This is a genomic window from Paenibacillus marchantiophytorum (assembly GCF_014640555.1).
Lineage (GTDB): Bacteria > Bacillota > Bacilli > Paenibacillales > NBRC-103111 > Paenibacillus_E > Paenibacillus_E marchantiophytorum.
In genome coordinates this window covers 80,491-98,847 of sequence record NZ_BMHE01000025.1, presented here as the reverse complement: position 1 = coordinate 98,847, position 18,357 = coordinate 80,491, and the positions used below count along the sequence as shown (strand labels likewise).

Annotated in this window: 25 protein-coding genes and 2 pseudogenes; 5 read left to right on the top strand and 22 right to left on the bottom strand. The window is 40.2% G+C overall.

From position 1 onward, the window contains the following. Window positions 1-158: 158 nt before the first annotated feature. The 8 genes from IEY34_RS21720 to IEY34_RS21685 all read right to left on the bottom strand — a co-directional run bounded on the left by IEY34_RS21720 (window position 159) and on the right by IEY34_RS21685 (window position 5,347). Window positions 159-566: a hypothetical protein gene (locus IEY34_RS21720; protein WP_189015040.1), complete on the bottom strand. Its 408-nt coding sequence runs from the start codon at window positions 564-566 to the stop codon at window positions 159-161. Window positions 567-639: 73 nt separating this feature from the next. Then, on the bottom strand, window positions 640-1,113 hold the full coding sequence (locus tag IEY34_RS21715) for a GNAT family N-acetyltransferase (protein WP_189015038.1): 474 nt from the start codon (window positions 1,111-1,113) through the stop codon (window positions 640-642). Window positions 1,114-1,280: 167 nt separating this feature from the next. Next, window positions 1,281-1,535 (bottom strand): DUF3977 family protein, encoded by a 255-nt coding sequence (locus IEY34_RS21710; RefSeq protein ID WP_189015036.1) that lies wholly within the window; start codon window positions 1,533-1,535, stop codon window positions 1,281-1,283. A 121-nt stretch (window positions 1,536-1,656) separates the two neighbouring features. After that, on the bottom strand, window positions 1,657-2,004 hold the full coding sequence (locus tag IEY34_RS21705) for a VOC family protein (RefSeq protein ID WP_189015034.1): 348 nt from the start codon (window positions 2,002-2,004) through the stop codon (window positions 1,657-1,659). 206 nt (window positions 2,005-2,210) lie between these two features. Continuing rightward, window positions 2,211-2,621, bottom strand: a complete 411-nt coding sequence (locus IEY34_RS37900) for an immunity 22 family protein (protein ID WP_189015032.1) — start codon at window positions 2,619-2,621, stop codon at window positions 2,211-2,213. 161 nt (window positions 2,622-2,782) lie between these two features. Continuing rightward, window positions 2,783-3,175 carry a VOC family protein gene (locus IEY34_RS21695; RefSeq protein ID WP_189015030.1) on the bottom strand — a complete coding sequence of 131 codons (393 nt, stop codon included), beginning with the start codon at window positions 3,173-3,175 and terminating at the stop codon, window positions 2,783-2,785. 247 nt (window positions 3,176-3,422) lie between these two features. Next, window positions 3,423-4,109, bottom strand: coding sequence for a stalk domain-containing protein (locus IEY34_RS21690; protein WP_189015028.1), 687 nt, complete (start codon window positions 4,107-4,109; stop codon window positions 3,423-3,425). 260 nt (window positions 4,110-4,369) lie between these two features. Further along, complete coding sequence (locus IEY34_RS21685; RefSeq protein ID WP_189015026.1) at window positions 4,370-5,347, bottom strand: aldo/keto reductase; 978 nt, start codon at window positions 5,345-5,347, stop codon at window positions 4,370-4,372. A gap of 155 nt (window positions 5,348-5,502) precedes the next feature. Between IEY34_RS21685 and IEY34_RS21680 the strand changes: the two are divergent. Continuing rightward, window positions 5,503-5,745 (top strand): annotated as a pseudogene (locus IEY34_RS21680) (helix-turn-helix domain-containing protein); the annotation flags it as partial. Between the two features lie 235 nt (window positions 5,746-5,980). Here the strand turns inward: IEY34_RS21680 and IEY34_RS21675 are convergent. Continuing rightward, window positions 5,981-7,039 carry an S-layer homology domain-containing protein gene (locus IEY34_RS21675; protein WP_189015022.1) on the bottom strand — a complete coding sequence of 353 codons (1,059 nt, stop codon included), beginning with the start codon at window positions 7,037-7,039 and terminating at the stop codon, window positions 5,981-5,983. A gap of 120 nt (window positions 7,040-7,159) precedes the next feature. On the opposite strand from IEY34_RS21675, the gene IEY34_RS21670 reads away from it, so the two are divergent. The 4 genes from IEY34_RS21670 (at window position 7,160) to IEY34_RS21655 (ending at window position 9,133) form a co-directional block, all read left to right on the top strand. After that, window positions 7,160-7,594 carry a MarR family winged helix-turn-helix transcriptional regulator gene (locus IEY34_RS21670; RefSeq protein WP_308423041.1) on the top strand — a complete coding sequence of 145 codons (435 nt, stop codon included), beginning with the start codon at window positions 7,160-7,162 and terminating at the stop codon, window positions 7,592-7,594. Then, on the top strand, window positions 7,591-8,229 hold the full coding sequence (locus IEY34_RS21665) for a nitroreductase family protein (protein ID WP_189015020.1): 639 nt from the start codon (window positions 7,591-7,593) through the stop codon (window positions 8,227-8,229). Before IEY34_RS21670 ends, IEY34_RS21665 begins: the two co-directional genes overlap by 4 nt. A 39-nt stretch (window positions 8,230-8,268) precedes the next feature. Continuing rightward, window positions 8,269-8,574: a putative quinol monooxygenase gene (locus IEY34_RS21660; protein ID WP_189015018.1), complete on the top strand. Its 306-nt coding sequence runs from the start codon at window positions 8,269-8,271 to the stop codon at window positions 8,572-8,574. 61 nt (window positions 8,575-8,635) lie between these two features. After that, window positions 8,636-9,133, top strand: coding sequence for a DinB family protein (locus tag IEY34_RS21655; protein ID WP_189015017.1), 498 nt, complete (start codon window positions 8,636-8,638; stop codon window positions 9,131-9,133). A gap of 183 nt (window positions 9,134-9,316) precedes the next feature. Here the strand turns inward: IEY34_RS21655 and IEY34_RS21650 are convergent, their stop codons facing one another. The 13 genes and pseudogenes from IEY34_RS21650 to IEY34_RS21595 form a co-directional block, all read right to left on the bottom strand. Further along, complete coding sequence (locus IEY34_RS21650; protein WP_268240153.1) at window positions 9,317-9,499, bottom strand: S-layer homology domain-containing protein; 183 nt, start codon at window positions 9,497-9,499, stop codon at window positions 9,317-9,319. A gap of 161 nt (window positions 9,500-9,660) precedes the next feature. Next, window positions 9,661-10,482, bottom strand: coding sequence for a polysaccharide deacetylase family protein (locus tag IEY34_RS21645; RefSeq protein ID WP_189015013.1), 822 nt, complete (start codon window positions 10,480-10,482; stop codon window positions 9,661-9,663). A gap of 202 nt (window positions 10,483-10,684) precedes the next feature. After that, the gene (locus IEY34_RS21640) at window positions 10,685-10,849 is read right to left on the bottom strand and encodes a hypothetical protein (protein ID WP_189015012.1); all 165 of its coding nucleotides are present in this window, start codon (window positions 10,847-10,849) and stop codon (window positions 10,685-10,687) included. Between the two features lie 196 nt (window positions 10,850-11,045). Further along, window positions 11,046-11,642: a Gfo/Idh/MocA family protein gene (locus tag IEY34_RS21635; RefSeq protein ID WP_373291301.1), complete on the bottom strand. Its 597-nt coding sequence runs from the start codon at window positions 11,640-11,642 to the stop codon at window positions 11,046-11,048. Further along, window positions 11,639-11,926: pseudogene (locus IEY34_RS21630) on the bottom strand (Gfo/Idh/MocA family protein); the annotation flags it as partial. The gene IEY34_RS21635 and the pseudogene IEY34_RS21630, both read right to left, overlap by 4 nt. A gap of 80 nt (window positions 11,927-12,006) precedes the next feature. Further along, the gene (locus IEY34_RS36905; protein WP_268240158.1) at window positions 12,007-12,255 is read right to left on the bottom strand and encodes a MerR family transcriptional regulator; all 249 of its coding nucleotides are present in this window, start codon (window positions 12,253-12,255) and stop codon (window positions 12,007-12,009) included. 21 nt (window positions 12,256-12,276) lie between these two features. After that, complete coding sequence (locus IEY34_RS36900; protein ID WP_229757770.1) at window positions 12,277-12,414, bottom strand: MerR family DNA-binding transcriptional regulator; 138 nt, start codon at window positions 12,412-12,414, stop codon at window positions 12,277-12,279. A 1,022-nt stretch (window positions 12,415-13,436) separates the two neighbouring features. Next, window positions 13,437-13,682, bottom strand: coding sequence for a barstar family protein (locus tag IEY34_RS21620; protein ID WP_189015009.1), 246 nt, complete (start codon window positions 13,680-13,682; stop codon window positions 13,437-13,439). 883 nt (window positions 13,683-14,565) lie between these two features. Beyond that, on the bottom strand, window positions 14,566-15,066 hold the full coding sequence (locus tag IEY34_RS21615; RefSeq protein WP_189015008.1) for a metallophosphoesterase: 501 nt from the start codon (window positions 15,064-15,066) through the stop codon (window positions 14,566-14,568). A gap of 506 nt (window positions 15,067-15,572) precedes the next feature. Next, a complete protein-coding gene (locus IEY34_RS21610; protein ID WP_189015007.1) occupies window positions 15,573-16,028 on the bottom strand; it encodes a hypothetical protein in 456 nt (151 codons plus the stop codon). A 185-nt stretch (window positions 16,029-16,213) separates the two neighbouring features. After that, a complete protein-coding gene (locus IEY34_RS21605) occupies window positions 16,214-16,624 on the bottom strand; it encodes a GNAT family N-acetyltransferase (RefSeq protein WP_268240157.1) in 411 nt (136 codons plus the stop codon). Window positions 16,625-16,904: 280 nt separating this feature from the next. Further along, window positions 16,905-17,684, bottom strand: a complete 780-nt coding sequence (locus IEY34_RS21600) for a hypothetical protein (protein ID WP_189015003.1) — start codon at window positions 17,682-17,684, stop codon at window positions 16,905-16,907. 189 nt (window positions 17,685-17,873) lie between these two features. After that, the gene (locus IEY34_RS21595; protein WP_189015001.1) at window positions 17,874-18,332 is read right to left on the bottom strand and encodes a VOC family protein; all 459 of its coding nucleotides are present in this window, start codon (window positions 18,330-18,332) and stop codon (window positions 17,874-17,876) included. Between the last annotated feature and the right edge of the window lie 25 nt (window positions 18,333-18,357).

The following is an 18,357-nucleotide window of genomic DNA, read 5'->3' as shown; positions in this document are numbered from 1 at the left end:
TTAGACTTGGGGCTGTTCCTCCACTCCCATTACAGGAGATTCATCAGTCGTGCCCCTGCCCTCACAAGGATTAATGTATTTCGGCATGTGCCTTATAACAACCGTTTCGGGTAACAGCCCTTGTTGCAACGTCCCTTGCTTTCCAAGTCCCTTACATCCTAGCTATTCTTTCTGGACTTAGGTGCTTCCTCTAAGCCTGTGAGACCAATGCCGCCATTGTTCGGCATAGCGTATTTCATAGGAAAAATTCTTACTTTACGCCGCTCACCCCATCGTTTGATGGTGCATATGTTTCCACATGCTCTAACTTTAGACCTGTACATTCGGAAGTTCGTCAGTTCAGTCTGTTTGAACATTCTCACCATATCCAGTTTTTCAGCCGCGCGGCATATCCATTGGCATACCTTTTCTATTAGAATGGCTCCAGCCTTCGTTCTGCCGAATCTACCTGATCTCCACACCTCATGTTCTGTTAAACATGACGCGCGCAGGAGTATTGGCGGGATGGTTTCGGGATACTTGGTTCCGTCATTCCCATCCTCGGTTGTAAAGTTAACATTACTCATTGCAATCTCCTGCTTTTCACGAAATTAGTCGCTTATAGCAGAACTTGTCATACTTCTCCGTTAGTTTAAGCCTCTATTTAATAAGCAGTTTGAATTTTTGACGACTGCTGCCTTCTGGACCATTTGGAATTGACTCCTCTTGAGGCACAAATCCGAACTTCTGATATAACTTCCTTGCAGGTCGTCCGTCTGGAATTTCATCGCCAAATGTAATAACTGATACTTCTGCTGGGACATCAGCAAGTTTCAATATATGTCTTAGTAGTTCCGTTGCTATACCTTTGTTTCTCGCTCGAGATGAAACAGCTAGCCACCCAATCTTGTAGCTGGGGGCACCTGCTGAAGAAAATAAAACTCCACCGAGTAAACGTGATCCTGGCAATCCATCGTTTTCTCTCACACAAAATGCACTGCATTGATTAATATTTTTCTCTATTGCCTGAATAAATTTTGGATCACTTACCATAGGACCAAATAAGTACTCAACTTCAGAGGCCAGTTCCAACCATACGTTCAGATCATCCTTTATAGCGTTCACAACTTTCATAAAAAACTCCTTTAAATTAAGAGAGATAATTTACTTTTAATGCAATTGTTGTACCTTTAATAATACCATATAGTGGAAGTATTCTGCCCGTTACTTGAATGATAAAAGGGAGCAGCTGCCGAGGCATTCTGCTCCCTGGTTGCTTTGAATTAACGTTCCTCGTTAGCTCAACCCCGAGACTTTTTATCATATCTTGTTAATCCAAAAATAAGTTTAAAAGCATTTCTTATCTTTTTCGTTCTTTTCAAACCTTCTCTGGAGTCCCCAATAATAACTATTTTGCCTATCCATATTCTAAAATAGAAGGATCGAAAAATAATTGGCTTAATAATACCTTTTTGCTCAAATTCAGACCCGTCAGCAAGTTCTGTCTCCGTTCGAACAATCCAGGTATTCCCAATCCCAACTTCAATATATTTCAATCAAGTGCCCTCCTTCTAGACTTGAAAAAAGTGGCCGGTATCTATCTGGCTACCATATGGATTATCGTTTCTATTTATAGTTCTTCATTGCATTAATATACTACTTCATGTCTCTTTAAATCTAATCCTTTAATTCAATCCGATTTCCTTCGGGGTCTATAATTACTCCAATCGTTCCCCAACTATGCTTCTTTACATCAACAGAAACGCCAAGCTGCATCAACTCTGATACAGCCTCTTCAAAGTTATTTACGTTAAAACGGATAACTGTAGGATTCTCTGCCCTTGTTTTTTCCTTTATCGAAGCAACCCCGTTATCCTCCAACATGAGATAACTACCTCCGAAGTCTAATACAGATAAGTGCTTTCCTTTTTTGCGAACATGTAACCCTAATTTTTCAGAATAAAATTTTAATACCACATCATAATTTTCACAAAATATAATGATTCCAGTTTCATTTATATTCATTGAGATCCTCCATTTTAAACCAGATGTCATTCCAAAATAATAACATAACTCCCCTAAATCTTGTTGAGGAATTCTGCTCACGATTAAAAGAAAAAGAACAACTGCCGGCCTCGGCGAACTGTTCCCTTAACTTTCCACTATTGTTCGCCGTTAGTATAATGATTCACTACCTTATGTAACGATGAAAATTATGATTTCTAGTAAGTTTAATATGTAATACATGAGAGAAAAACGGCAGAAGATCCGATTGGGTTAACTAATCCCCCAATTTGAAACAAAAACTTATTCACTGAACCATATAGCGAATCGTTTCCGTATAGTAAAATGATTGAATTGAACTGGTTAATGCATTCATTAAGAGTCGGAGGAATCTGTTTTGAAAAAGATTCGTTTGAACAATATTCGTAACACAAATAATCCCAGAATGATTGACGCGATTCCACATCATTAAAAAAATGTGTCTCCACAAAATCATAGTCTAGACGTGTAGTTCCGATACTTGTCATTATTCCGGATGGTCGGGCGTCCCCGTCCTCATTGTAGATAATCTCTACAAATTCCTTTAGTTGTTCCTCTGAATCAAAATTTGCTGCCAATATTGTGAGGACATTCTTCATTTTTATCCCTCTCTATAAGGCACTAAAACCTCGTTTCAACTTGTTCCTATTCCTGACTTGCTCCCATAGCTTAATGATAAAAAGAGCAGCAGCCGGCGCGACGAACTAATCGTTGATTTCAACTAACGTTCTTCGTTAGCGTAACGACAGACCCACTCTGATTAGTCATTTTTATTTCCCGAACCGAAACCTATAACGTATCCATCCAAGTCTCGAACAGAGAAATCCTTCCAAGAACCCCAGTCTTGTTCGATTGCTTTTGGTTCCGAGACAATAATTGCTCCGTTTTTTTTAAGTTCAAGATATAAAGCATCAAGTTCGTCATGGGTTTTTATATAAGCATAGGTATTCCAAGTTCCTTTATTCGGTCTAACATCTTCAATGTTTTTTGCTTGAATTAATTTAAAGCCTAGACCGAAATTATCTCGAATTGCCCAGTGTTCGTTGACTTCACATCCCAAAGCATCTTCATAGTATTTCATTGATTTTTCTAAATCTGAAACTAACAACACAGTAAGGGAATTTTCAACTTTCGCTTTAACTATTTCTGCCACTACTTAACCACTCCCAACATGGAAAATATACCCATACATATTATAACGAATACACGTTCGTAGGTAAAGAATAATTTCACCAAAAATCACTGTAGAAACCTGCCCGTTACTCAAACGGACAACGGCAGCCGATCGTGTGCCGGCTGCCGTATATCATGATTGAGCTATAGTTTCCATTAGCTTAACAATCTTTCTCTTACTTGAGCCGTTTGGCGTTTTAAGAAGATCATATTTTTCTACCGCTTGTCTAAGGATTAATTGGGCTATCTGAAGTAGAACCATCAGGATTCAATAAATACATGTAGACTTTATTAGCTTTAGGATTAAAATAAGATATTGAATAAAGGTATAACTCATTATTCTTCCATCCGATAAATAAATTAGCTCCAATTTTTTTATTCTTCAGACCTTCTTCATCAGGAACGTGGTCAGGTAAAGCACTTTTATAATTAGGGTCTTTGAAAAAATTGTATTTCCAATAGGAGTCACTTCCATTTTCTAAATCTCCATTAAAATCCGCAAGCTCCAATTGTTCTTTAAATAATGATTTCACCTTTTCTTTAGTTAAACCCAACTTTAACTTTTCTTTTATTTCGTTTATTTTTTCAATTATCATCCGTTCTCTTTCACTAATAGTGGCTTCGTTTCCATTAGCAGATGTTATCGCAATGGTTTTCGTTGCCTCATTCCACTGGATTTCTCCGCCTGTTGCCTCAACGACTGCTTTAACTGGCAGATACGATGTACCATTAATAATGACTGGAGTTAGTACGGCACCATCACTGTCTTTGGGTACCCAAGTGTTAGTATTGAGCGTAAATTTGAAATCATGGTTTAAGTAAGCCTGGATGCTTTCCACACCTCCCGACGCATAGCTGGTAATCCCAAACGCCATACTGCAAACACTTATAACCGCAATTTTCATCCATCTCATTTTTTATTCACCTTGTATCCTTTGTATATATTTTTTCCCAATACCTCTTTTGCCTGTCTCCTTCAGCAAGTTTTAACTAACCAATTAGACGTTCAATGTTCACATAAGTTCCATGATTTTACAAATTATACTCTACTGCCCGATAGCTTAAAGAGGCTGCGCGGACGATCCCGCGGCAGCATCGTGTTGCAGTGATTGAGATATCGTATTCCGTTATCAATCGAGTTTATTTTTTTCACTCAATTTGGCATTTGAATACACTATTCGTTGATAGGCATTACGATTCGGGCGCTTTTGGCAATACTTCTTATCTCTGTAAGCACAGATTCATCCAGTGTTACTTCGGCAGCGGCCAATGCATTCAAAATATGCTCGGGCTTACGTACCCCAATAAGAGCACTCGTTAAGAGAGGATTCGCCAGAACATAAGCAATGGCTAATTGGGAAACTGTGATGCCGAGTTGTTCAGCTACGTCTTTGAGTTGTTCGACAATAGCGATATTTTGCATGAAACATTCCCCAGTATGGGAAGGGGATTTCGATCGCCAATCCTGCTCATCGAAGCGAGAGTCGAAAGTATAATTGCCCGAGAGAAGGCCCGATGCAAGCGGACTATAAGCCAGTACGCCGATTTCTTTAGCTATGCAATACGGCAGAAGATCGGACTCCACCTGATGAGCAAGTATGGAGTATGGCGGTTGCAGGGAATCAATATGTCTGACCGCCAAAGCCTCATCAAGAAGTGCGATCGGGAAGTTGCTGACTCCTACATAACGTATTTTACCATCCTGAACCAACTTCTCCATGGCTCGCATTGTTTCTTCAAGAGGTGCTTTAACATCAGTATCGGGCCAGTGCATTTGGTACAAATCGATATAATCGGTACCGAGACGGCGCAAGGATTCTTCCGCTTCGCGAATGATCGAACCGTATGTTCCGTTGCGGGTTATATTATTTTTATCGTCCCAGACTAGACCAAACTTAGTAGCGATGACGGCTTTCTCGCGACTGCCCTTAAGCGCCTTACCGAGCACTTCTTCGGAGTGACCCATTCCGTAAACAGCAGCCGTATCAAAAAAGTTAATGCCACCATCAAGCGCAGCACGAATACTATTTTGCGACAATTGATCGTTTTGTTCGCCCCATGAGAACACCCATTCTCCGCCGCCAATAGCCCAAGTTCCAAAACCGATCACAGAGATTTCCGGTCCGTTTTTCCCTAATTTCCGATATTTCATGTTTATCATCTCTCCTATTTGATTGAATTTGTACTGTGTCACCTGTGCTGTGCTATGATTATGCTCCAGATACAACTGGCTAACGATGAGTTTAGTTATCATAGGTGCAGTAACACCAGGTTAGGGACACCCTTACCTTATAAGGAGTGTATTATATGAGTGCGAACAGTCGGCGTTCGGAATTGGGAGACTTTTTAAGGACGCGCAGAGAGCGTCTGGATCCTTCGGAACACGGATTTACGATAGGGACAAGACGAAGGACGTCAGGGTTAAGAAGAGAAGAGTTGGCGCAAATTGCCGGAGTTAGCGTTTCTTGGTATACGTGGCTGGAGCAGGGGCGTGATATAAACGTCTCGACGCAAGTGCTGGAGAGCATCGCTAGAGCGCTGCGATTGGATTGGGTGGAACTGTGATGATTGGATTTCTAGGGAAGATTTATTTCCTTGGTTATCTTGTTTGTATGTATTACCTGCATATTGAGGACGCAAAATTGGAGCAAGTATGCTGAATCATGCTGCCAGTTACTTGTACGACAAAAGGAGCTGCCATGAGGCAAGCTCCTTCACTATCGTTATACAGACGATTCTATGAATAAGTATCTCGATTAATTTTGGATTGATTACTCTGCTTGATTTAATCGATAAAATGCACATATTGCAGGAACCTTTTTAGTATGACCGCTGCCTGCGCCCTCGTTACATACTCCCTCGGGGCAAAGCGTCCGTCTTCCATCCCTTTCATAATGCCGTCTTCCGATGCTCGGACTACCGCAGCTTGCGCCCATGAAGAAATGGAGTTTCGATCCGTGAAAGCATCCAGATGGCCTCCCTCTTGCCCATCGCTACCGGTTCCATGGCTGGTGAAGGTTAAGGCGCCAGCAATCACAACGGCCATTTGCTCGCGGGTAATTGGGTCGTTAGGCGCAAAACGGCCGGCATCGATGCCGCTAACCAGCCCGCTAGCCACTGCCGCATTTACTGCAGATGCATACCATGCGGATGCAGGGACATCCGCAAATCGATCACCACCCTCGCTCTCCTTCACGGGTAACCCTAGCCCACGAACGAGCAAGGCTGAGAATTCCGCTCGTGTAATGGTTCCCTCTGACTCAAAACGGTCAGCCGCCACGCCGTTCACCAACAGCTTGGACGCCAGATGCTCCACATCCGCTTTCGCCCAGTGTCCGGTTAAATCGGCGAACGTTCGGGCTTGCACATTTACGACTGTGTACAAGCTGTTATGTGGCACGTTCAGAATCGCTTCGTTAGTGCCGTCTGGTCTGGTTTCCATCTTTGACGGAACAAATATGACGGTTCCATTTCCCGGGATATACTGAACGGCAACCAGGTTACGGTTCGTCTTCTCACGCTCCAACTTAATGGTCCGGATCGAGTACGATCCACCAAAGTCGTGCACCTCCAACATTTGCCCGTTTGTTTCGACCGTCACCTTGTAGTCAATGACGTCGGCGAAAACAGCAAAACCTTGGGAAACGCCGATCCGATCGATCTCTTGTCGAATATGCTCGTTGGCCAGCACCTGTATGATGTTCACGGTCATATTCGATATTTCCGCGTCGAGACGCTCCGCCAAGCCGATCAGATCGATCGCGCTTAACCGCAATTGGTAGCTGGAATCGTTCAACCTCACCTCGATAATTGTATTAGGATATGCGCACATTAGTTGCTTCATGCGATATCATTCCCTCCTTCTGTTTCAGTAACACTCTTCTTGACAAGTGTTCAACCAATTTATATAATTGACCCATCAATCGTTGATATATCAATTAATATTAAAGGTAGGAGGGATAGCTTGAAAGATTCAATGGATAATTCCATTATTGATAAACTTCAAAACTTCTATATCCAGCTTATCTCTCAATTCGGACACTGTACCGGTGTAAGCCCATCGAGATTTCGGCTATTGCACAAACTTTACCATGTCGATGAAATCAATCAGACCACTTTACAAAAAGAATTGCAAATCGATAGTGCCGCAATTACCAGGCATTTGAAACAGCTTGAGGGGGATGGTATTGTCACACGACGCAATAATCCAGATGATAATCGCTTCACCTTGGTGAGACTTACTGAACTTGGCCGACAGGAAATCGTTGCTTACCGAGAAGAAAAGATCCTTTTTATGGCACAGCTGCTGCAAGGTTTTAGTGAGGAAGAACAGAAACTTTTCTCACACATGATTGAACGCATGCGAAATAATATTACTAAGGGGAGAAATGAAGAATGAATACAGCATTAACCACAAACGATTTTAATCAAATTGTTGCCGGGCGCCGTTCCATTAAAAAATACGATCCAACTGTTAAAATCAGCCGGGACGAAATGACGGAAATTCTTAGAAAGGCCACCATGGCTCCTTCTTCCGTCAATATGCAACCTTGGCGTTTCCTGATAATTGAAAGCCCCAAAGCCAAAGCTATCCTTGCCCCCCTTTCACGCTTCAACCAAAGACAAGTCGAAACCTCCTCCGCGGTTATCGCCATCTTCGGTGATTTGAACAGCATCAACAATGCAGAAGCGATTTATGGCAAGGCCGTGGAACTCGGGTTTATGCCTAAGGAAGTAAAAGAAAAGCAATTGGCGGCTATATCCAAGTATTATGAACAAATGACCCCAGAAATAAACAAGGAAACCGTGCTAATTGATAGCGGGCTAGTATCCATGCAACTAATGTTAGTTGCCCGTGCCCATGGATATGACACCAACGCAATCGGCGGATATGAGAAGGACAAGATTGCTGAAGCCTTCGGACTAGACCCGGAGCGCTACGTTCCAGTCATGCTAATATCGATCGGCAAAGCTGTAGACAGCGGTTACCCATCGGTTCGTTTGCCTATCGATCAGGTTATAACTTGGAAGTAACACTAAATTCACGCCTATTTTAGAGGAGATGTGTCAACTATGATTATTCTACATGCCAATTTACAAGTAAATCCGGCCAGAAATGACGATTTTATACGGGAAGTCAAAGCATTGATTGCCGCTTCCAGAGTCGAGGACGGTAATATTGCTTACAACCTGTATTTGGACATTGAAAAGGAATGTACTTACACAATGGTGGAAATATGGGAAAACCTAGACGCAGTTGCCTCACACAATAAGACCGATCATCTCAAAACTTTCGTGAGCCGAGCGCGGGAATTTCTTGCTGCTCCATTGATAATCAAGTCGTACAAGGGGGAGCCTCTAGAGACTCCTACCCTTTAGTTGTTAAAGTATTAGTAACGCAGTAGATTGGACAGCAGCCTATTGGAGAGGATGATTCCGCATGACGGATGCAAATCAATTATTTGGACAAGCCCTAGTAAAATCGCTGGTCGGGGAACGCGGACATATTCGTATTGCCCGCGCTTTACCAGACATTGATGCCGAACTGGCTGGGCGCGTACATGAAGCCATGCCTTATAGTATCTATCAACTGTTGAGACACATGCATTACTGGCAGCAATTCATGCTGGAGCATTTGGAAGGACGTAAACCGCAGCCCCCAGCTAACGTCATGGGAAGTTGGCCGGAAGAGACGAGCCCTCAAGATGAGATGTCTTGGCAATCTGATATCAAGATGTTTCTGGATGGGGTCGACCGGGCTGTCACCATTGCAGAAACGGCACAACTGGACGAACCACTTCCACATTTCCCAGTTGAAACCCGAGCAGGAATGCTGCGCAATATCGCGTCCCACAACTCATATCATCTGGGCGAAATTGTGTTGCTGCGCCGCTTCTACGGCGCCTGGCCTCCGCCCGGAGGTGGCTTCCCGGCTTAAACCGTTTAAAGTTTAGCCGCTCTACAGGCTTCCGATTGTTGCTGAAATGCATCAGGGCTGTGTTGATATGCCGAGCATTCCGTTTCAAGAAACAGCGTTCCGAATCCGACTGCCTAAATAAAGTACACATGCAGCCTTCTTCCATCAAAAAAAGGAGACCCTCTGACTAAAGGTCTCCCTATTCTAAATTCTGTTATTTGGTTTCTTCACATGAAGCAAGTTCATGATCATCGTCACAGCCTCGGCTCTTGTTGCCGTTTCGTTCGGTACGAACTTATTGTCCCCACGTCCCACTATAATGCCTACTTGCTTCATCGTGGACACTGCTCCGTGGGCCCATGCTGGAATCTCACTGTCAATATACAAAATTTACATTTTGGACATTGCTAGAACTTAATAAAGTCTGAGCCATATTGATTATTTCCAGAGAATTATCAAATCCTACAACGGCTTAGCACGAGAAATGTAAAAAAGACACTTGCATATAAATGCAAGTATCTAATCAAAAACTGGCCCCAGATTCCCTATCAATAAGGCACCGTTACTAATGTATATCCCTTCTTTCTTATGCCTTTAATAATATCCGGCAAAGCCGCTATGGTAGATGGATGATCATGCATAACGATAATGCTGCCAGATTGAACTTGGGATAATACACTTTTAACGATTTTGGAAGGGTCTGTTGTTGCCCAATCTTTGGGATCTTCATTCCACAGCACCATTTGCATTTGGTGTTCTTCCGTTAGAAGCTTGGTATCGTTGTTATAGGCACCATAGGGCGGACGAAATAATGTGACCGGGTGCTTATCGAACTTTATAAGTTTATTTAGACCGCTATTAAACTCATTTTCTTGTGCGTCATAGGTCATTTGAGACATGTGAGGATGCGTGTCCGAATGATAACCAACTTCATGACCCTCATACACAGCTTGGGTCACAGACTGCGGAAAAGCAGCCGCATTTTGTCCAATGAAGAAAAAAGTGACGTGTATGTTCTGTTCCTTTAGAACTTTGAGTAGTTCCTCCGTATATTTCGTCGGACCGTCATCAATGGTTATGGCCACCTGACCTTTTCCAACCGAATAAATGGGCTTTAAGGCTGATTTCTTAGTCTGCTTCTTCTCATCTGTTACCACGGGTTCTTCCTTTGGGGAACCTACCTCAAATCCAACCGGCTCCTTAATCGGGTTAGAAGCTGATGTATTGTTCGCAGGAAGCACGCCAGTATCGACAGGTTTAGTTGCAAAAGTCGGATCGAGCGAAGCCGCGGGACTTACTGAAGCAAGGGCACTAGGAACGTCGGGAGTAGCAACTTGCTCACACCCCGTTAACAAAAGAATAGTAAGCATACTAATTATTGAGCACCAAGAAAGTTTCATATTCAACCTACCCATGTAATATTGGCTGCAAATTATATTTGAGAAAAGCCCATTCTATGATCCATAAGTGACATTTACTGTTAGTTATGTATAGCTTGTTAACATTGTGTCAGCACCAAATCCGTAGGTCACTCTTCCAACGTTGTTATTCATAACTATACCATTGGTTAACTCATGGAATCGGTCGTGTTTCAACCGTCTCTCCCGCGACACCGTCCGTGACACCTAGCCGCCCAGAAACATCGGCAAAACTACTGGCGGAAGCTCCCGTCGCTCCTGCTGCATTCCAAAGAGAGAACAGGCTGACCATAGATGCGATTAGACCCAGTTTCTTCATGTAAACCCCCCTCATTTTCTTAAATAAGCGTATAGATGAGCCCACTCCTAACCACTAACATAACATAGCTAAGTTAAATTCGGATTAAAGTTAAATTAATTATCTAATTCTAATAATGAAAATTATTACGAGCCACATTTACTCCTACTATTAATCATGACGTTTTATAAACAACAGCAACTTTCCGGATCATTAATTAAAGAAGCAGACGTTCACCAGTATCGGCTGCTTTTTGTATGTGATCAAGGAGTATATGAAGTTTTACCGCATCGTCAAAACTAGGAATACGTCGGGTTCCCTCCATAATATCCTTTTTAAATTTCTCGAGAGCTTGTGCAACATTGAAGACAGGTCCGCCAGGGATCGTATCAGGCACCCAACGGTAATGATCCGGAATGGTTAATTCAGCGAGTGAAGACGAGTTCTCCCGATTGGCAAGATGCATTCCTTCAACTTTCAAATCCCCCCATTGAAGCTGAGCATGAGTACTTTCATTAGACAGTACAATTACGCCCTCCGTACCAAAGAATTCTAACGAGACTCCTGTTCGATAGGGTACGCCCCCCTGTACATGAATAGAGACGGTTGCTCCGCTTTTTAATGTTCCATTAATTAAGATTTGATCTACAGTCGTCTTCTCAATGATTTCACCGGTTTCCTGCACTTTCGCTTGTTTAATTTGATTAGCTATCGTAGCCGATATCTCTTTAAAATCGCCAACAGTATAACACAGTGCATCTATGGCATGCCCTGCATTAATCGTCAATAAGTTTGCACCATTGGAATGGTTCAATAAATATTTAGATGAACCTTTTTGGCTGTAGCTAAATTATTCATCTCAATGGCTTGAGAAGTGTTTAAGCCCAAAGGCCATTCACAATATACATGCTTACCAGCATTGAGTGTGGCCATGACCGCATCGTAATGATCAGGAACCTTTACACTCGCAATAACCATATCCACATCCGGGTCGTGGGCTAGTTCGTTTGAATCCGCAAATGCATGTGGAACTCCGAATTGGGAGGCACTTTTCTCCGCACTTTCCATCCGGGTTGTACCGATTGCCGTAATTTTAAATTTCGGAAGCCGTTGTAGCCTCCTTGATTAGGGTAGTTAACTAATGACCTGGCTGAGTTAAACGATTACTTCGGTTTCTTCTACTCGTTTCCGTGTTTTTTCAACATTTTGTTGTAAAAATTTCTTTTATTCTGTGCGGAGACCTTCACGATTTCCAATTGCGTTAGTTGTTGTTCCAGTTTCTCTATATGCTTACTTAAAATATCAATCCTTTTGTGAAAAATCACCTTAACTTCAATTTCTGGTTCCTCTTGCGTCACATAACATCCCTCTTCCACAAACGTTGCGATGTCTTTTAGCTTCATCCCCGTTTGCTTCAATCCATGAATAAATTTGATAAATCGAAGATCTTAATCATCATATCGCCTAATTCCGTATTGCTTCCCATCCAGACGTTTGGGGTTAGGAAGAAGACCTATTTTTTCGTAGTATCTGAGAGTATATGCTGTAATGCCTATTAATTTGGATATATCACTAATTGAGTACATTGTGGTCGGCCACCTTTAATCGACTGATAATCATTATTGTATTTGTTAGAGTATACTCGAAGTCAAGGGTATTGAATAAAATACTTCATAACATTTGCATTAACCTCCCTCCCCGTTACTTTAATAAACAACGGCAGCCGTTTAGTACCAACAGCCGTCATATCGTGATCGAATTATCGTTTCCCTATACTTCCTTTCTAAAAAGGTTGTAATTGGTGATTTTGCTATTGGGTTGCAATAGGTAAGCATTTGATGTGATCTCCAGCTTTTCCCTTGCGCCACACCGGACGTGCCAGCTTCCCGGCATCCGGCGTTCCCTCTAACTGACTTTACTAGATCATAAGTTCCTCGTTACTCAAGGATATAGACTGTTAGGTCATCCTAGTAGCTTGCACTGTGGCATCCACTGATGTCCCCACGTTCCTACCTGATCGGTGCAATTCACGCTTGGAAAACAATCGTTCTTTTCAGTTAGACTTGGGGCTATTCCTCCACTCCCATTACAGGAGTTTCACCAGTCGTGCCCCTGCCCTCACTAGGATTAATGTATTTCGGCATGTGCCTTATAACAACCGTTTTGGGTAACAGCCCATGTTGCAACGTCCCTTGCTTTCCAAGTCCCTGACATCCTAGCTATTTTTTCTAGACTTAGGTGCTTCCTCTAAGCCTGTGAGACCAATGCCACCATTGTTTGACATAGCGTATTTCATAGAAGAAATTCTTACTTTACGCCGCTCACCCCATCGTTTGATGGTGCATATGTTTCCATATGCTCTAACTTTAGACCTGTACATTCGGAAGTTCGTCAGTTCAGTCTGTTTGAACATTCTCACCATATCTAGTATACATGGTTCCGTCGTTCCCATCCTTGGTTGTAAAGTTAAGATTACTCGTGTAATCTCCTGCTTTTCGCACTGTTTGGTGCTTATAGCAGAACTTGTCGTACTTCTCCGTTAATTTAATGATTCGTCAAGACTTGCTACTTTAAATATTGAACCTGGCAAGACAAATTCGGGTACTTATTATTTCAAAAGACATTCTTCCATTATCTTTGCATCACTAGGTAATACTTCATGAATATTGCTCCAACCTATTATCTTTAGAACGTGAGGCATCTCAACTAAACCCGTTATCGAATCCCAGAATGCATCCCAATTCATCCCATAAAATGACGGGAAGCCCAACTTCTCTTTTAAAATCATATGTAACTCAATTCTCGTCTGAACTTCACTTAAGTTAATTTCAACTAATCCTACGCGATTATCCATTTAATAGCCCACCTCATGATTGGATTATTTAGGTATTCGTGGCTTCATAAATAAGTCCTCCTGTTGTTCAATTAATCTGCCCGTTAGTTCGGTGACAAAAAAGAGCCCCACAGCAACGGGCTGAGGGCCTAAGTTAATATTTTAAAGGGGGTCGATCTTTATTATAGTCTTGAATTATTAATGCTACATGAAAATAAGATTTCAATTATGTAACAACTACTTAACGGTAACCTTGTACTAACGTTAGCTTAGATTGCCACTTTCCATTAACGTCTGCAGCGGAATTTAGTTAAAAGAACGATATTATCCATTTAATTATTAAAATGAAAACTATGATCCCGATTAATTCAAATATGTAATCTCTCCATAAAAATTTGTCTTTGCTTAATTTCAATTTAAAAACTAGGAAGATTGCAACACCCAAAATAATTGAAAGTATCTCCTCCAGCATATACCTCACCTCAAACGTATTGAACTCTAGTTCTCCGTTAGCGTAACGACAGACCCACTCTGATTAGTCATTTTTATTTCCCGAACCGAAACCTATAACGTATCCATCCAAGTCTCGAACAGAGAAATCCTTCCAAGAACCCCGCTAATGTTCACTTAAGCTAAACTGATTCAAAACTCAAACAATAAATACTAATTGGTTGTTCATGTTGCTGCTCGTATATTTTTATTGGCGTCAGAAATTAAGTTCTGATATTTCAGCTTTACAGTTAAACCGAAAAGGAATTTTAACGGTTCCCAATCCTCTATTAATTAAAAAATATTGATTTTCATCAACCTTCTTGCAACCGACATGAAAATGTTTATACGCGCCAAAACTTTTATTAAACAGGCGAATTTGCCCACCGTGAGTATGACCTACCAATAAAATATTTTATTTTATTCCCATATCAGTTAATTTATTAATAATATTTGGTGATTGAGCTAAAATAATTCTATATTCACTTTCTTTTCCAGAAACCATATTATATTTTTCATTTCCATATATGGAATTATCGAAGCCATAAATCGATATCTCACGTCCTCGTATATTTATACGAGAATTTCCATTCTCGAGAAATATAATTCCAATGTTCTCGAGTTCTCGTCTAATATACCGATACTGTTCTTTAGTAATATGTCTTTTCTTAAATCCTTTAACTTCTTCTCTTTCGTAATTTCCGGGCACAAAAAAAATTTTTTCTGAATTAATTTTACTTAACTCAAGTATTATTTTTTCAAGTTTCTTTTGTTTACTAACTAAATCTCCAGTAATAAAAACAATATCCGGATTAATTTGATTGACTATATTGACTAGCTTACCATTCAAGAAAAATGTTCTTCCATGAATGTCAGTTATATGTACCGCTTTTATTATATTTGTTCTTGTATTCATTGATAAATTGTAAACAATCTTTTCAACTATTAATTTGTGTTATCTTATTATTCCATTTAGTCAGATTTATGTGATTACGTTTTCGTGCTAATCTGCCCGTTACTTGAACGAACAAAAAAAGGAGCACCGCGAGGCAATCTCCTTCTCTATCGTTCTGCGTTAGCGTAACGAGATCACCTATCTTCTATGATACAGTTCACCATATTGTATATAAACACAAAGTGCAATTTGAACATAAGATATACATCAGTATAAAGACAAAGCCACTCCTAACCGTTCAGTTTTTTTATACTTTCAATAGCAAATATAGCCGATTCTCGAACATCACGAATCTTAACTTTTGATAATTCTTTTAGTATAATTACGTCTTCGATTTCACCAATGTCTGATAATACGGAAGTAGCATAAATAATATCATATTGGTTCTTCTTAACTTCATTAGATCCATTAGCTATAATTTCTAGAATGACTTGCTTGGCTCTTGGATTTTTTGACGCTTTAAGAGCTCAAATAGCCGAGTGGCGGATTTGCCAGTTATCGTTCCTAGTTAACTGAATTATTGGTTCAATATCCATAACAACAGATTTTTCTAGGTCGGAAATGAAGTCAAGCAAGCTACTGATAGCATACTTATCCGATTCTTTATATAATTGATTGATTAAGAACTGTAAAGAATCTGAATCTGGATGCTTTTTTAACAATTTCGAGAGAATAAAATACGCTCCCTTTCTAACGTTCAATTCATCGAATGACTTGTGAAAATTGACAATCTCGATAAGCATCTGAATATTATCTCTATTTTTTAATGTTTCAGCTTCCCTGTATGCTTTGAAACTTACAGACTCATCAGAACTTTTAGCATTATCACGGAAAGACATTCTGTTAATTAATTCGAGTAAATATTTTTTTCTTCTTTTCATAAAAATCATTTTATAAAGTGAAGAAACAAAGCTTTCCTTCATAAATTCCCAACTTCCATTGCATTATATTTCATTTAGTTTACCATATTATGGAATGACCTGGTTTATCTTTTTACAAAGAACAATTGAACTATGCTGCCCTTTACTTCAATATAATAGGGATCGTCCAGACTGTGCGGCAGCCGACGATATTGAAGTAACAGTTATCGTTAGGTTAATAGATACCCTTACTTTACATCCTTATCTTGAATTACGCCGAACATTCCTGTCATTCCTTCATGCTTTTTAAAGCCGTATTTATTATAAAAAGATTCTTTACCTTGTGCTGCAAACAAACCGACAAATGATTTTTCTGGAGCGTTTTCCTTTAAATATTCCTGGATAGTTTCCATTATTAATTTGCCTATTCCTTTGTTTTGATGCTCAGGTAAGACTGCTATATCCTGAATGTAAAAATAGATTCTCCCGTCGCCAATTACTCTGCCCATTCCCACTACTTCACCTTGGTATTGGACAATTACACCAAACAGCGATTGGTTTAAAGATTCTTCTGCAACCTCGAAATTCATATAATCTTCCCAACCAACTGCACAACAAAGCTTTATATATTCTGATATCGTTGAAACTCTTTTTAGAATTAAAAGATTATTTTACATAATAACTCTCCTTTCGTTGGAAAAAGAACACATTTGAGTATTCGACGAAACCATTGAAGAAGCCTGCACTTTAGTTCAATAACAAAAAGAGACCCACAGCAACGGGCTGCGGGTCTAAGTTTATATTTTAAAAGGGGTCATTTTTTATTATAACCTTTAATGATTAATACCAGATGAAAATAAGATTTCAATCGTGTAACATTTACTCAACTCTCGTTCCCAGTTAGTGAAATATCATTGCATTCAACTATCTTACGAATATTTATTGGAAGGTATTCGATGAGGATAAGTTAGAGAATTCTTTTTCGATGAGATTTAGTACAAACTGATTTTTTTCATCAGATAAAAAAGTGTCTTTTTTCAGGTATTTATTTGCCAAATCAAATTGCCCTAATTTTGCATATATAAAAGCAAGTATGTATGTAGGTGAAGGAAACTTCATTTTGTAGATAGGTGATTTAGGATTATTAATCTGCTCATTTACAATCTGTATAATTCCTTCAATGTTCTTTACTTTTTCAAAAAACGAAGAAATATTCTCTAGCTCTCCATCAATTGCTTCTGTAATTGTCCTTTCTGCAATCTGTTCATAATGGGAAGCTACACCTTTCCCATCTACCATTTCTACCCCAAGGAATGAATCTGCGTAACCTTTTGACCATTCTCCAATATGAATAATTGCAGTCTTTTCAGTTCTATTGAACACTAGATTTTTTCCTTTTGGTACCATTACAAAATCAAGGGCTACCCCCCATGAAATATATCCACGATTGCTGCTTCTCGTAAATCTACCATATTCGACAATATGTCTAATTCCATTAATATTCTCACTAATCCAAAGATAATCACCACGCCACTTAAGACCAAGTTCAGATACTCTAGGTGAAATTATCTTGTTCAATAGCTCTTTCAATTCTTGTCCTTCAATCGGTTCACCACGGTATTTGTATTTAACAATTCTAACTTCAGTACCTAATTTATTACTTAAAAATTTAGCCCTCACAGCATAAAATATTTTTTGAAATATACATATCACTCCCACGATTGGTTCTCATACATATTTGTGAACAGGCTTGCTTCTCACAAGAATGCAACCATCAACTGAATATTCAACAGTTAACCCCGCAATCCTGCCCGTTAACGTAATGAAGCTGCCGTTCCTTCGCGCGGCAGCTTCATTTGGTTATTTATTGAACTATCTATAGTTTTCCGTTAGCGTAAAAAACAGATGCTACTCATTTATTTGGCGCATCGAACCCAAAACTAGATTATAGCCATCAGGGTCTTGTAAGTATGCATTTTTAAACTCCCACTTTCCGTGTGCCCCAGTGAAAGGTTCAATAGCAATGATTCCACCTTTACCACGCACTTCTTCAACTAGGGAGTCCAGGTCATTCCAAGTAACATGAATAAATGAGTCCCAACCGTAATCAGGACCTTCCCACTCGGTTGGATAATCTAGACGCTTTTTTGAAGCGCTATTAGGTCGCACATCTTCTGGTGATACAGCTTGTTGTAGAATAAAAAGCATGCCATCTCGCTCAGCGTGCCCCCATTCGTCTATCTTACAATCAAGAACATTACGATAGTATTCCTGCGATTTCTTTAAATTTGAGACCAACCTAACTTGAATTGTTTGACCGAATCTTGCTCTCTGATTTGTGGATACTTCCGCTAATTGCTCGTTCATTTTATTCTCCTTTCGGTGTTCAAGA

Coding starts and splice junctions, on each gene's coding strand:
- IEY34_RS21720 (WP_189015040.1), bottom strand. CDS start 566: ATGAGTAATGTTAACTTTACAACCGAGGATGGGAATGACGGAACCAAG.
- IEY34_RS21715 (WP_189015038.1), bottom strand. CDS start 1,113: ATGAAAGTTGTGAACGCTATAAAGGATGATCTGAACGTATGGTTGGAA.
- IEY34_RS21705 (WP_189015034.1), bottom strand. CDS start 2,004: ATGAATATAAATGAAACTGGAATCATTATATTTTGTGAAAATTATGAT.
- IEY34_RS37900 (WP_189015032.1), bottom strand. CDS start 2,621: ATGAAGAATGTCCTCACAATATTGGCAGCAAATTTTGATTCAGAGGAA.
- IEY34_RS21690 (WP_189015028.1), bottom strand. CDS start 4,109: ATGAGATGGATGAAAATTGCGGTTATAAGTGTTTGCAGTATGGCGTTT.
- IEY34_RS21685 (WP_189015026.1), bottom strand. CDS start 5,347: ATGAAATATCGGAAATTAGGGAAAAACGGACCGGAAATCTCTGTGATC.
- IEY34_RS21675 (WP_189015022.1), bottom strand. CDS start 7,039: ATGAAGCAACTAATGTGCGCATATCCTAATACAATTATCGAGGTGAGG.
- IEY34_RS21665 (WP_189015020.1), top strand. CDS start 7,591: ATGAATACAGCATTAACCACAAACGATTTTAATCAAATTGTTGCCGGG.
- IEY34_RS21660 (WP_189015018.1), top strand. CDS start 8,269: ATGATTATTCTACATGCCAATTTACAAGTAAATCCGGCCAGAAATGAC.
- IEY34_RS21655 (WP_189015017.1), top strand. CDS start 8,636: ATGACGGATGCAAATCAATTATTTGGACAAGCCCTAGTAAAATCGCTG.
- IEY34_RS21645 (WP_189015013.1), bottom strand. CDS start 10,482: ATGCTTACTATTCTTTTGTTAACGGGGTGTGAGCAAGTTGCTACTCCC.
- IEY34_RS21640 (WP_189015012.1), bottom strand. CDS start 10,849: ATGAAGAAACTGGGTCTAATCGCATCTATGGTCAGCCTGTTCTCTCTT.
- IEY34_RS36900 (WP_229757770.1), bottom strand. CDS start 12,414: ATGTACTCAATTAGTGATATATCCAAATTAATAGGCATTACAGCATAT.
- IEY34_RS21620 (WP_189015009.1), bottom strand. CDS start 13,682: ATGGATAATCGCGTAGGATTAGTTGAAATTAACTTAAGTGAAGTTCAG.
- IEY34_RS21615 (WP_189015008.1), bottom strand. CDS start 15,066: ATGAATACAAGAACAAATATAATAAAAGCGGTACATATAACTGACATT.
- IEY34_RS21610 (WP_189015007.1), bottom strand. CDS start 16,028: ATGAAGGAAAGCTTTGTTTCTTCACTTTATAAAATGATTTTTATGAAA.
- IEY34_RS21595 (WP_189015001.1), bottom strand. CDS start 18,332: ATGAACGAGCAATTAGCGGAAGTATCCACAAATCAGAGAGCAAGATTC.